15 protein-coding genes are annotated in these 13005 nt (G+C 42.1%); 6 read left to right on the top strand and 9 right to left on the bottom strand.

The window, feature by feature from the left end; translation table 11 throughout:
* Window positions 1–85 precede the first annotated feature (85 nt).
* The 3 genes from IGJ42_RS07165 (at window position 86) to spxB (ending at window position 3305) form a co-directional block, all read left to right on the top strand.
* Window positions 86–571, top strand: coding sequence for a MerR family transcriptional regulator (locus tag IGJ42_RS07165; protein ID WP_005236312.1), 486 nt, complete (start codon window positions 86–88; stop codon window positions 569–571).
* Window positions 572–751: 180 nt separating this feature from the next.
* A complete protein-coding gene (locus IGJ42_RS07160) occupies window positions 752–1444 on the top strand; it encodes an N-acetylmannosamine-6-phosphate 2-epimerase (RefSeq protein ID WP_005236313.1) in 693 nt (230 codons plus the stop codon).
* Between the two features lie 127 nt (window positions 1445–1571).
* Entirely contained in the window at window positions 1572–3305 is a 1734-nt protein-coding gene (spxB, locus tag IGJ42_RS07155) for a pyruvate oxidase (RefSeq protein ID WP_086332332.1), read from the top strand.
* Window positions 3306–3382: 77 nt separating this feature from the next.
* Here the strand turns inward: spxB and IGJ42_RS07150 are convergent, their stop codons facing one another.
* Window positions 3383–3511, bottom strand: coding sequence for a hypothetical protein (locus IGJ42_RS07150; RefSeq protein WP_005236316.1), 129 nt, complete (start codon window positions 3509–3511; stop codon window positions 3383–3385).
* A gap of 411 nt (window positions 3512–3922) precedes the next feature.
* Here IGJ42_RS07150 and IGJ42_RS07145 point away from each other — a divergent pair, with 411 nt between their 5' ends.
* A complete protein-coding gene (locus IGJ42_RS07145; protein ID WP_016613363.1) occupies window positions 3923–4468 on the top strand; it encodes an NfeD family protein in 546 nt (181 codons plus the stop codon).
* A gap of 25 nt (window positions 4469–4493) precedes the next feature.
* Complete coding sequence (locus tag IGJ42_RS07140) at window positions 4494–5948, top strand: flotillin family protein (RefSeq protein ID WP_086332331.1); 1455 nt, start codon at window positions 4494–4496, stop codon at window positions 5946–5948.
* A 78-nt stretch (window positions 5949–6026) separates the two neighbouring features.
* On the opposite strand, the gene IGJ42_RS07135 is transcribed toward IGJ42_RS07140, so the two are convergent.
* The 3 genes from IGJ42_RS07135 to IGJ42_RS07125 all read right to left on the bottom strand — a co-directional run bounded on the left by IGJ42_RS07135 (window position 6027) and on the right by IGJ42_RS07125 (window position 8350).
* Window positions 6027–6596, bottom strand: a complete 570-nt coding sequence (locus IGJ42_RS07135; protein ID WP_086332330.1) for a sugar O-acetyltransferase — start codon at window positions 6594–6596, stop codon at window positions 6027–6029.
* 22 nt (window positions 6597–6618) lie between these two features.
* On the bottom strand, window positions 6619–7128 hold the full coding sequence (locus tag IGJ42_RS07130; protein ID WP_016613361.1) for a cyclophilin-like fold protein: 510 nt from the start codon (window positions 7126–7128) through the stop codon (window positions 6619–6621).
* Window positions 7129–7252: 124 nt separating this feature from the next.
* Window positions 7253–8350, bottom strand: a complete 1098-nt coding sequence (locus IGJ42_RS07125) for an alpha/beta hydrolase (RefSeq protein WP_404832147.1) — start codon at window positions 8348–8350, stop codon at window positions 7253–7255.
* Window positions 8351–8579: 229 nt separating this feature from the next.
* On the opposite strand from IGJ42_RS07125, the gene IGJ42_RS07120 reads away from it, so the two are divergent.
* The gene (locus tag IGJ42_RS07120; RefSeq protein WP_086332328.1) at window positions 8580–9470 is read left to right on the top strand and encodes a LysR family transcriptional regulator; all 891 of its coding nucleotides are present in this window, start codon (window positions 8580–8582) and stop codon (window positions 9468–9470) included.
* A gap of 297 nt (window positions 9471–9767) precedes the next feature.
* Here the strand turns inward: IGJ42_RS07120 and IGJ42_RS07115 are convergent, their stop codons facing one another.
* The 5 genes from IGJ42_RS07115 to IGJ42_RS07095 form a co-directional block, all read right to left on the bottom strand.
* Window positions 9768–10229 (bottom strand): DUF3788 family protein, encoded by a 462-nt coding sequence (locus tag IGJ42_RS07115; protein WP_086332327.1) that lies wholly within the window; start codon window positions 10227–10229, stop codon window positions 9768–9770.
* A gap of 43 nt (window positions 10230–10272) precedes the next feature.
* Window positions 10273–10737, bottom strand: a complete 465-nt coding sequence (locus IGJ42_RS07110; RefSeq protein ID WP_008381399.1) for a hypothetical protein — start codon at window positions 10735–10737, stop codon at window positions 10273–10275.
* Window positions 10738–10968: 231 nt separating this feature from the next.
* Window positions 10969–11100: a hypothetical protein gene (locus IGJ42_RS07105; RefSeq protein WP_008381400.1), complete on the bottom strand. Its 132-nt coding sequence runs from the start codon at window positions 11098–11100 to the stop codon at window positions 10969–10971.
* A 171-nt stretch (window positions 11101–11271) separates the two neighbouring features.
* The gene (locus IGJ42_RS07100; RefSeq protein WP_005236340.1) at window positions 11272–11637 is read right to left on the bottom strand and encodes a hypothetical protein; all 366 of its coding nucleotides are present in this window, start codon (window positions 11635–11637) and stop codon (window positions 11272–11274) included.
* Between the two features lie 268 nt (window positions 11638–11905).
* Entirely contained in the window at window positions 11906–12889 is a 984-nt protein-coding gene (locus tag IGJ42_RS07095) for a serine hydrolase domain-containing protein (RefSeq protein WP_086332326.1), read from the bottom strand.
* Window positions 12890–13005: the final 116 nt, after the last annotated feature.

The following is a 13005-nucleotide window of genomic DNA, read 5'->3' as shown; positions in this document are numbered from 1 at the left end:
TTTCCCTAACATTTGTCAACCTACTTGACATAAAAGTAAAACAAGTTACAATGTTAACAAATACCTTTACAAGAATGGAGTCCGTATGTCTCATCTTTTTCGAAAACTCGTTGATAATGAAAACTTGTTGGTCGGCATCAGCGAACTTAGCCAAATGTGTGATATCTCCCCTCGCCAATTGCGTTATTGGGAACAAAAAGGATTTATTCAATCGGTCCCACAAGAAGAAAATGCCCCACGAAAATACCGACTGCCCACGGTCGTCAAAGTGGAAATGATCAAAACGTTTTTAGATGAAGGCTTTACGTTAGCCAAGGCTGTTGAAAAAGCAGACAAAAAAATCAAGACCGCCCATCATATTCGCAAAGTGTTTTCTGGGGTTTTACAGAATTTAGAAGTCATCAATGAACGGTTTACGATCATCAGTCTGGGACCAGTAGACGAAGACGGAAAAATCCTCCATATCATTCACGATGAAGAAACAGAACGATTGCAATACGAAGTGCTGTCTGCTAATCAAACGATCGATTTTGAGAAGTTCAAGCAATGCACGTCAAAACAAGCAGAATAAAAAATCTGCCTAGCCTATTCGTTACGTGCAGCAAGTATCCATGACAGTGATGCTTGCTGCACGTTTTTTGAATGTCTTGCCTTTGATTCAAAGAGGTGTTGATTCATTTACAAGCAAAAAACCTCATGATATAGTCGAAGGGAGAAACGAACCTTTATCAGAATGGGAAGTGTCATATAAATGGAAAAAGAAGTCTTTACCCAACAAATCAAGGGCGGGTTGATTGTTTCTTGTCAAGCATTGCCTGGAGAACCCTTGTATACCGAAAAAGGCGGTGTCATGCCCCTATTGGCAAAAGCAGCTCAAGAAGCTGGAGCTGTTGGCATCCGTGCCAATTCCGTTCGCGATATTCGCGAGATCCAAGCCGCTGTTGATTTGCCGATCATCGGAATCATCAAAAAAGACTATCCACCGGAAGAACCATTTATCACAGCAACCATCAAAGAGGTACACGAATTAGCAGCTTTACATATTGCGGTGATCGCCTTGGACTGCACCTTGCGCAAACGTCATGATGGCTTGACGGTCAATGCCTTTATCAAGCAAATCAAAACTCTTTATCCCCATCAACTACTCATGGCAGATATCGCCACCTATGAGGAAGGCATCAATGCCTTTGAAGCGGGCGTCGATTTTGTTGGTACAACTTTGTCAGGCTACACGGCGAACAGTCCTACCAATGACGAACCGGACTATCAGTTGATCCAGCAATTGGTTGCGGCGAAGGTTCCGGTAATAGCCGAAGGCAAGATCCACACACCGGAACAAGCAAAAAAAATTCAGGATATGGGTGTGACCGGTATCGTGGTTGGTGGTGCCATCACCCGACCAAAAGAGATCGCCAGTCGATTCGTGCAAGAGCTTCGCAACTGAGTCGTTCATTTCCTAAAATAAGTCTTTCTATGCGCCTTGTGACAGAAGGCGCATTCTTTGTTGTCTTTTTGAGAAACGTTTATACTTAAAAGAGAACGAATGACAACAGAGAAAGCGAGTGAAGAAAATGACAAAAATCAATGCTGGTACAGCAATGATCAAGATTTTTGAAGCGTGGGGCATCGACCATATCTATGGAATCCCCGGTGGATCTTTCAACTCAACGATGGATGCTTTGTACCATGAACGGCAATCGGTCAAATATGTTCAAGTACGTCATGAAGAAGCGGGTGCGCTGGCAGCGGCGGCTGATGCCAAGCTAACGGGAAAAGTCGGTGCGGTTTTTGGTTCTGCTGGTCCGGGTGCCACCCATTTGATCAATGGCTTATACGATGCTCAAATGGATAATGTGCCCGTCGTTGCCTTGTTAGGACAAGTAGCTTCGAGCTCGATGAACTACAATGATTTTCAAGAAATGAATGAAAATCCGATGTTCGCTGATGTCAGTATCTACAATCGCACGGTCATGTCCCCTGAAAGTTTGCCCCACGTGGTGGACGAAGCCATTAAAGCAGCCTACAAATTTAAAGGAGTCGCTGTGGTAACGATCCCGGTCGATTACGGGTTTGCAGAAATCGACGAACAGGAGATTGCAACCGCAAAAAATCATAAGACAGGTGTTCTCCAGCCTGATGAAGAGGGTTTACAGGCTGCCCTTCCTTATTTTGAACAAGCAAAAAAACCCGTCCTTTATATCGGACAAGGTCTCTTTGGTCATTTTGATGCCATCGATGCTTTTTCTAAGCATTTCTCGATGCCTATCGCAGCTTCTGTCTTAGCCAAAGGCATCGTGCCTGATCTTTATGAAAACTTTCTTGGATTTGCTGGACGGGTTGCGACAAAACCTGCCAATGAAGCTTTGGCAGAAGCCGATCTCATCGTTTTTGTCGGCAGTGACTTCCCTTTTGGCCGCCGCTTTTTCAATCCTGGTGCCAACTTTGTCCAAGTTGATATCGACGCCTCGAAATTTGGTCGTCGTCATCAGACGGATGTCTCCGTTTTAGGAGATGGTGCGACCGCTCTTAGAAAATGGACAGAGATGGCAGCCCCTCGTCCTGCAGATGCTTGGTTAAAAGCCAATCAAGAAAACTGTCGCAATTGGCATGCATGGCGCCATCATTTTTACCATGATTCGCAAGTTCCTTTGCGTCCTGAACCTGTCTATCGAGAAATCAACCGGATTGCAGCTCCTGATGCCCTGTTTGTCACGGATGTCGGTAATGTGACGATCCACAGTATCCGTCATTTAGAAATGACGGATGAACAGCGTTTTATAACGTCTGGCTGGTTTGCGACAATGGGTAATGGTGTACCTGGTGGGATCGCAGCTCAATTGAGCTATCCGAATCGCCAAGTATTTACCTTTAGTGGGGATGGCGGTTTTGCGATGCAAATGCAAGACATCATCACCCAAGTGAAATATGATTTACCAATCATCAACGTGGTCTTTTCCAATGACTCATTCGGCTTCATCGAAGCGGAGCAAGAAGATACCGAGCAAACCAAGTTCGGTGTCCAACTAGCCGGTGCTGATTTTGGTAAAGTTGGGGAAGCATTAGGTGCGAAAGGCTTCACGGTAACGAAGGAAGATGAATTAGCATCCGTCTTTACACAAGCTAAAGAAATCAACGGACCTGTGGTGATCGATGTCAAGATCGCTAACGAACGACCTCTTCCTGTCGAAGAACTGAAACTTGATCCGAACCGCTTCAGCGCTGAAGAAATCGCAGCGTTTAAAGCAAAATACCAAGTCCATGATCTGCCAGCTTTGAGTGAGTTGTACGTGAATTCTGAGGAATAAAAAAAAAGAGAGAAAGACAGCAACCCTGTCCTTCTCTCTTTTTTTAATCGCTCATTTCGTATTAATAATCCATCGCCTTACTTATTATAAATTTTCGGGCCTTTACGCATGTTTTTCCGATCATTTTTTGGGGATTCCATCTTTTTTGAACGGCCGCCGCCTTGTTTTTTCTTGATTAGTTCTAACATTTTTTCTTTTTGATCCATCGATTCCACCTCTATTTCTTAGCAATACGATCTGTCGGTTGAAAAGAAGTGTTCCTGACTTCTTTTATGTTTGCGAACAACTACTTTATTTCGATTGGGTTAAAAAACAAACGCTGCCTATTGACGTGTCTAGAGTCAGCAGTTCCTTTTGACATTTTTACTACCCTGATTTAATCTACTTTGATTTTTATTGTTTGTCAATGGCTCTTGAAAAAATCATGTGCTTTTGTTGCCTTTTCCCAAATAACAAACCACCATTTATTATATTATTTTATCATTTTATCTTATTAAATCGAATATTTTTATTATTTATTGGTATAATTATAACAGAATCTCTGTTCCTTTCTTTTGCTTCCTTCGTTCTTCTTCCGATTGTCTCCTAACTTTCGTCGTTCTCACAAATCACGCTATTTGAAAGGAGGTGGATATGTGCTGCACACTTATGCACCTGAGCAAATTTATTTGTATGTTTTGATTGGCTGTGCTATTTTAGCCTTTTTGCTGCTTCTGTTTGGGGATATCTTCGATTTCGACGGACCAGTCGATCCGATGTTAATTATTCCATGGTTTGCCTTTACAAGTCTCTTCGGTTACTTAGGAGAAACTTTTCTGTCTGGCTATTCGCTCCTACTTTTCGTCATTAGCGGCTGCCTTGCTACAGGGCTCGTTTTTCTCTTGAATTTTTACGTGCTGATTCCCATGCGAAATGCGGAAGCGACACTGTCAAGTTCTGAGAAAGATTTTGAAGGTCGCATCGCAACGGTGCTGACGCCGATTCCTTGTGAAGGAATGGGCGAAATTCAACTCACAAGTGTCACTGGTTCAAGCAATCGACCAGCTACGGCTTTCCAACCAATCGATGAACCATTAGCAGCTGGATCGAAGGTTTTGATTATTGAAGTCAAAGAACGAGTTTGCTACGTCGTTCCTTACACAAAAAAATTTTTGGATAACTAAACTAAATCACTAAAGAGGTGTATCTATGGATATTCTATTATCACCATTCGTTTTCCCGATCGCCATCGTGGCATTCATTTTATTAATGCTTTTGATCGTCTTTGTCACGAAATATCAAACAGCCAAGCCCGATGAAGCATTGATCATCAGCGGAAGCTATCTAGGTAGCAAAAATGTACACGCCGATGAAAGCAACAACAAAATCAAAATCGTGCGTGGTGGCGGAGCCTTTGTTTTGCCAGTGTTTCAACGATCGAATCGAATCAGTTTGCTCTCCAGCAAGCTGGATGTCTCAACGCCGGAAGTCTACACTGAACAAGGAGTTCCCGTTATGTGTGATGGAACTTCCATTATCAAGATCGGCTCCTCCGTGGAAGAAATCGCAACGGCAGCGGAACAGTTTCTAGGAAAAACCCGTGAAGAATTAGAAAATGAGGCACGAGAAGTCTTGGAAGGTCACCTGCGTTCGATACTTGGTTCGATGACCGTCGAAGAAATCTATCAAAATCGCGACAAATTCAGCCAAAGCGTGCAAGAAGTGGCCTCTGTCGATCTAGCGAAAATGGGCTTGATCATTGTCTCCTTTACGATCAAAGAAGTACGAGACAAAAATGGCTATTTAGATTCTCTTGGAAAACCTAGAATCGCCCAAGTCAAACGGGATGCTGAAATTGCAGAAGCCGAAGCGCTGAAAGAAACCCGTATCAAAAAAGCCCAATCGGAACAAGAATCGCAAACAGCGGAATCAAAACGCATGACCGAGATCGCTGAAGCATTGAAGGAAAAAGAATTGAAGCTGGCACTTTACAAGAAAGAACAAGACATCGCCAAAGCCGATGCCGATCAAGCCTATCATCTGCAAAGTGCCATCATGAAACAAAAAGTTCGAGAACAAGAGATTGAAGTTGAAGTCGTTGAACGACAAAAACAAATCGAATTGGAAGAAAAAGAAATCTTGCGTCGTGAACGCCAATTTGATTCTGAGATCAAGAAAAAAGCCGATGCCGATCGTTATGCGCTTGAACAAGAAGCATTAGCGAAAAAAGCGTCTGCGTTAGCAACCACTGAAGCTGAGCAGTTTCGAACAGAGTCGTTGGCAAAAGCTGAAGCCGATAAGATTCGTCTGATTGGTTTGGCAGAAGCCGAGACGACCTTGGCGAAAGGAACGGCGGAAGCTGAAACGAAGGAAAAAATCGCTGAAGCCTTCAAGAAATATGATGAAGCAGCGATCCTTAGCATGATCGTTGAGATCATGCCGCAATTAGTCAAAGAGGCTGCCGCCCCATTAGGCAATATCGATAAAATTTCGGTCGTTGATACAGGATCAGGTGAAGGCGGCGGTGCCAATCGTGTCACCAATTACGCCACCAATCTCTTATCGACCACACAAGAAACGTTGAAAGAAACCCTCGGTCTGGATGTGAAATCGTTGATCGAAAACTTCGCCGGTTCCACTACGAGCGAGCCGCCTCAAGAATAAGAAAACTGCTGTTCGTCTTCATCGCTTCAAAAGCGACAAGGCGAACAGCAGTTTTTTTCTTACTCATTGCTATTGTGCTTACTCAGTGACCTCTTTGACATAGTTTGCAGGTACACCAGCCACGATCGTGCGTTCAGCGACATCTTTGGTCACCACTGCCCCAGCAGCAATGATCGCATGGTCACCGATGGTCACACCGGCAACGATCGTTGCATTTGAGCCAATCCAGACATTCTTCCCAATCGTAATGGGGGCTGGATAAAGCGTGCTACGATCTTCAGGGTGAAGGCCATGATTCAAGGTAGCTAGAACAACGTTATGCCCAATTAGGGTATCATCACCGATCGTGATCCCTCCTTGGTCTTGAAAATGACAACCCGCATTGATAAAGACATCTTTGCCAATGCTGATATTCTTGCCATAATCTGTATAAAAGGGTGGAAACAGCGAAAAAGTCGGCTCAACTGGTTTTCCTGTTAATTGGGCAAAAAGTTCTTGTAACTCATCAGACTCATGGTAGACTGTATTGATTTTCATCGTGATTTTTCTCGCCTTAGCACTCAGAGCTACCATTTGTTTGGAAGCTTGCGAACCGGCAAGTAAGGGTTCGCCACTTGCCATGAGTTTGTTTAATTGATCGATCGTCATGTGTTTTTCTCCTATTCATTTGTTATTCACGAGGATTTCTTAACGAAAAAATAACCTCTACGTCTTCCGCCCCAAGTACTTCTTTTAACCCCGTCGGATCTTCAATGACACCGATACGATTATAGCCACCATAAGAATTGGTAAAGGTCTGATAAAACAGCACCAACGTATGACTATTCCAGCTCATGATTTCTCCTTCGTGAATGATCTCCGGCCGTTCTGTAGTCATTTCTGGCAAATTCTCAGAAAAACGATAATATTTCTCATTGTTGTTCAAATCACTCATTGTCACCGTAAAGGGCATTTGATTCATTAGGTGCTCAGACACCTCATTTTCATAAAACTTCGCTAGAAAATTCTGTTGACCAACCGTAATGACGACAGCTGTTGCTGCTGAAAACTGCTGGACATTCTCTTGGCTAGCTTCCGATGAAGTTTCGTTAGCGGATTGCATATTGGTTCTCTCTGTTTCGCTTGTCCCACAGGCACTTAATAAGAACAGCAAAATAGCGGATATCAATTTTATAAGTATCTCTTCGCTCCTTTCTGGTGATGATTCTATGTAGAAGCGGGCAAATGAATGCGTATTTTCAAAAAAACACGACTGCTCAGCAGAGGCAGAGTGACCGAACAGTCGTGAAGATCGTTGTGGCTATTTAGTTCAAATGTTCTTGGAAGAATTGGGTCATTTGATCAAAAGGAATTACGTCTGTTTGATCATATAGATCAACGTGCGAAGCATTAGGAATGACCGTCAACTCTTTGTTATCGCCTTGTAATTGCTCAAAGGCGTCTTGACTGAAGTAAAGAGAGTGGGCTTCTTCTCCATGGAGTAATAAAACGGCGCTTTGGATCTCATCGATATACGACAAGAGCGGCATATTTAAGAACGACAGCGATGATGTCACGTTCCAACCGTCATTGGAATTTAACGAACGTTCATGATAGCCGCGTTCCGTTTTGTAGTAATCAAAATAATCTTGCATAAAGACCGGTGCATCCTCCGGTAGTGTATCTGGCACTCCACCTGCTCTTTCGTAGCTACCGTTAGCAAAATCAACTGTCCGCTGGGCGTTCAGCTGTTGGCGCAATTCATGACGTCCTTCAGCCCCCATCTCATCAAAATACCCCTGAGCATTGACTCTCGACATGTCATACATCGTGGCGGAAACCGTCGCTTTCACACGGGTATCAATGGCTGCGGCATTCAATGCCATCCCGCCCCAACCGCAAATTCCGATCAAGCCGATTCTTTCTTCATCTACATTTTCTTGGACTGACAAAAAATCGACTGCTGCCTGAAAGTCTTCTGTATTGATATCTGGTGATGCCACATAGCGTGGTTCCCCACCGCTTTCGCCTGTGTATGAAGGATCAAAAGCGATCGTAACAAAACCTCGTTCAGCCATCGTTTGGGCATATAGACCAGATGTCTGTTCTTTGACTGCCCCAAAGGGTCCGCTAACCGCGATTGCTGGAAGTGGTCCTTGCGCATCAATTGGTTCATAAAGATCAGCAACTAAAGTGATGCCGTAGCGATTTTCAAAAGTTACTTTTCGGTGATTCACCGTGTCACTTTCTGGGAAAACTTTGTCCCATTCATCTGTAAATGAAACATTTTCTGTCATCGTTTCTCCTCCTGAACTGGCTTGTGTTGCTTCGTTTGCCGCCTCGTTATTGCTGCTGCAAGCACCTAAAATAAGTGGTGCTAGCATCAATAGTGATACAAGTGTCTTTTTTTGCCAATTTTTCATTTCATTCGCCTTCTTTCATGGTCAATCATCCTGTACCTTAGGGCGAAATATACAACTCCTTTTCTCTTTTGATCTTTTGTTGATTACCGGTAACTCATAGATCAAAAGAGTGATTCTCGGATTAAATCTATTGTACTTCGCGGTCTTTTCCATGTAAAATATCAATATCAAATACCTAACTATTCATTAAACGAATAGAAAGAGGAGCATTTCAAGAGGAGCATTTTAAATGGAATTAAAAAATCTGACCACCTTTTTAGCAGTTGCAGAAAAAGAGACAATTTCGGCTGCCGCAAAACATCTGCATCTTTCTCAACCTTCCTTGTCCCGACAATTGATGGAGCTTGAAAAAGAATTAGGCGTGACGTTGTTCACCCGAGGCAATCGCAAAATCACACTAACAGAAGACGGACTGTTGTTTCGTAAACGGGCGGAAGAAATCGTAGAATTATTAGAAAAGACCCGCTCAGAATTTTTGTCGCCTCGAGATACGATCGCCGGCAATGTATCGATCGGAGCTGGAGAAACTTATGTGATTCAGTTGCTAGGAGCAATTATCAAAGAAATCCAAGTTGAATACCCCAACATCAAATTTCACTTTTATAGCGGCAACGCCGATGAGGTCAAAGAACGATTGGATAAAGGATTGTTGGATTTTGGTGTCGTAATCAGTCCAGCAGACGTCAAAAAGTACCATTCCTTACGCTTACCTGCCAAAGATACATGGGGCGTGTTGATGCGAAAAGACAGTCCTCTAGCTGTCAAAGAAGTCATTACCCCAAAAGATCTCTGGGACGTTCCCTTGATTACTTCGCGACAAAGTTTGGTCAGCAGTGAACTTTCTAAATGGTTGAAAAAAGACCTGAAAAAATTGACGGTCGTCGCCACATATAACCTTGTTTACAATGCATCAAAGCTGGTAGAAGAAGGTGTTGGTTACGGATTGACTCTAGATAAACTAGTCAACTTCGCCCCAGATAGCCAATTGTGTTTTAGAAAATTGAGCCCAGCACTGGAATCAAACCTTGACGTCATTTGGAAAAACACCCAAGTTTTTTCAAAAGCTTCTGGACTTTTCTTGGAGCGGATGAAGGAACAGTTTTCGGAGGATAGGTATTGAAAAACAAAAAACGAAGTGTTTCATCTTTCACATGAAACACCTCCTTTTTTTTTATTAAATGAGATGATTTATTGGCTAAAATCAGTTAAGGCATTCCCGTTCTTTAACTTGGACGTCTTTTTCCATCCACTGAAATAGATGAAAAAATAGCCTATCTCCTTTAAATCACGACTCTTTATTACGAGACTTCCTAAAAAGCCATTGCGCATTCCGATAGCTATGGGTAAAAATATACAAATTTCCTTAGCTTTTAAGAACGACAAATATAAGAATTTTATTTTTTCGAAAGAAAATTGCTTAAATAGAATGCTTTCGAAACTCAGCGATTTGGTAAATATCACTCAAAGGAACGTCACTCGCTACATCAAAAATCACAGAAAAAAACGTCATTTTCGTGCCATTGGTCGGCGCCTTATGAATCCTTTCTTTTGTGTCATCACTGATTGGTAGAGACAATAACTGTGTTCGGACTTTCTCGCTAAAGTGAAAGGAGACTTTGAAGAAGCCCTCCCACATCGAGAGCCAAAAAATTGGTTTCACTTTATTCGTTCCACGAGTCGTTGTCCATTTGTATTCGCCTTTGGATAACCACGCTTTCCCATCTTGGTAATAGCGCCAATCCATAAGAAAGATTCCCTCGTTTTTAAGCGTTTCGACAAAACGTTGATAAATGGCATATTCCTCTCCCAATGATTCAGCAATCAGCTGCTCTGTTGGTTTCACGTTTTTGTCTCGAAACAATTGCTCTTTGCCTTCCATCCTCCCACTCAACTCCTTGCGCTTTTTTTAGGTTTTTGCTACGTTACAATTTAATTTTGTTGATATCGTCTGTGATGACCCAATCGTCCATATTTTTTTCACGATTGTACTGAAATGGCGTTATTTCTTCTAATTCAGCGATTTCATAGACAGCTAGATACTTTTTCCCTGCCCAACGATCGACTTGCTTTTTCGATAGATTCAACTCTTTTTCATAGCGTTCTACAAAATCTATGGATTCTTCTTTCGTCATCTTTTCAGATTCAGTCACATTGGCAATGATGCCCCGATGAGTGATGGTCAAATCGCCGCCGGTCTCCACAAAATAAACAAGATCGTTGATTTTGGCTCTTCCTCCTAAGGGTGATTTTCTGCCAGCTGCCCCCCGAATGATCATTGTTTTGTCGCCATGAATCAGTTTCTCAAGCTCTTTGGCTTCCTTATTTAAATAGACCAAATGTTCTGCCCGCCCAGCTTTTCCTTGATACCATTCTGCTGTTTTTGTCATAAGAAGTTCCTCTTTTCATATGAATTGTTTTTTAGCGTTGTCCATTCCATGCTGAATGGTTATTGGAACATTTTTTCAATCGTGTATAGGTGAGAGCTGCAACTGTTTCGATTGATGAATGAATAAAAACATTTGTGCAAAGGCATCTGGGATACCGCATTGGTCAAATGTTTCCGCATCTTCTTTCGTTTCGAACTTGGTGATGTCAGCCCAAGTTTCTCAATCTACTAATCATTCAAAAGAAAGGTATCCTCTTTGTTTGAAAATGTATTCACGGTTGAATTGTTCAACGACTGGAACAAATTCTGCTGTTGAAGCACCTTTTATTAATTTGTATAAGTTATGAAATGCAACCTGTCCCATCGTGTGTTCCTCCTTTCCGATTCCCTCAAGAAACAGAGCATTTAAACAACTAATAGTCGTCGATTCAACATTCGAATGACTTTTTAACATCCCGTTGTATTTTTCCCTATAATTTCTAAACAGTTGCAACAAAAAGTCCGTTCATCTGAAGAGCATCCGATACTAAAACGATCACTCAATCACTTCCCCTAAAAGCTTGTCGTGGGGAACGATCAAACATTTCTCGATTGCTTTCCAATAGCTTTCATACAGCCTTTTTTGGGCTTTGCCATAGTTTTCTTCGGTATCAAACTCCCAATAGTGGGCATATTTCACACATTTTATGACTCTTGTCAATGGATCAGGCAGGCGTCCTTCCTTGATGGTGCTCATTTCTTTAATGTAATGGGTTCGTTTCATTAATCGAAAGAACAAAGCCCCCTCCATGGCCTTCATTGCCTCTGTTGCTTCCTGCATGATTGCTTCAAAGGTATCGACTTCACTTGGTTTTACTTGATAAATACTGATTTCTGAAAACACTCCGACCGCTCCTTTCACTTGTGATTTTCTTCTCAATTATAGTATACCAAGTTTACGCCGTTGATAGTTTGGTCATTTTATTCATTTCTCATTTATCTTCCGTTTATTATTGATTTGGCCTCCTATATGCGGGATCAAATTGCTAGATTTTAAATTCATAAAAGACTAGCAGCCAAGCTTTATCCGTAGTCACCTGCTTGCCATAGTCATTAAAAGGATCATAAAGCTTTCGCCTACAAAAAAAGCAATCAACTTTTGACAGTAGACTGCTTTTTCTTAACGCTCATTATTGCAAAAGGAACGGTTTTAGCTCTGTCTCGATAAAGTCGATTCGATCAAAGACAGTTGGCTTAAAATAAGCCGTAATAGCAATGACGCAATCTGATTCGGGATCAATATAAAGGACATTTCCGCTATTACCGATGGCGGCATAGGTGCTTTTCTCAGTATCCAAAATCCACCACAAATATCCATAACTCATGTTTTGAAATTTCTCTGTGTTTGTCTCTAGCGGATTGACCATTTCAGTGAGCCATTGTGAGGAAATCACTTGTTTCCCTTGATGGATGCCTTGGTTCAAGCATAGCTCACCGATTTTGGCTAAATCTTTTGCTGAAAGGCATAGCCCGTAACCTGCCGCCCCAATATTTAAAGGATCGCAAAACCAAACTGGTTTTTTTGGTGCCTTGCTCATTGTAAAGTGCTTATGTTCTTGTGCCGTTTTCGCATAATAATTGGTTATTTCGGCTACACCAAGAGGGCGAAATAAATAATGGTTCGAATAATCAACGGTCGTCATTCCAGAAGCTTTCGCTAACAAACCAGTGAGGATCTGCAGACAAACGGTTTGATAATTGAATTCATTTGTCACTCCTTTTCTTCCTCCCAATAAATCAAGGGAGGCGCTGGTCCAGTCGTCACTCGAACAAACTTTTGTCCATGGATCACCTTTGCATTTATACGGGGCTCGCATCGTTAATAGGTGTTTGATGGTAATATCGTGAATCGTTTTTTCGCCCCGTTTTACGGAATAGTCTGGAAAATAATCGAGTACTTTGTCATTGACACTCCTGATGAGGCCTTGATCTATCGCTATTCCGACTAGTAGAGAAACGATACTTTTCGTAGCGGACATAAGGTGGCAAGTATCGTCTGGCTTATACTCATGCCATTCATCCGAGTAAACTTCCTTTCCATTTTGGTAGGCAGAAATTTGGCAAATATTGGGCTGGTTTTTACTGATACATGCATGCAGTTCTTGTCTGTTCATTTGTGAAGCCTCCCTTCAAAGATAAGCATAGTACCATTAAAAATTGTTTTCAATGTTATTTTTAAAATTTTTTTTGAAAGGACTTTTAAAAGACTACTTCAGAGGAACAAACAAAA

Source organism: Enterococcus sp. DIV1067f, from assembly GCF_050543505.1.
GTDB lineage: Bacteria > Bacillota > Bacilli > Lactobacillales > Enterococcaceae > Enterococcus_D > Enterococcus_D entomosocium.
Note: the sequence above shows the minus strand (reverse complement) of the source record. Positions and strands in the feature narration are given on the sequence as shown.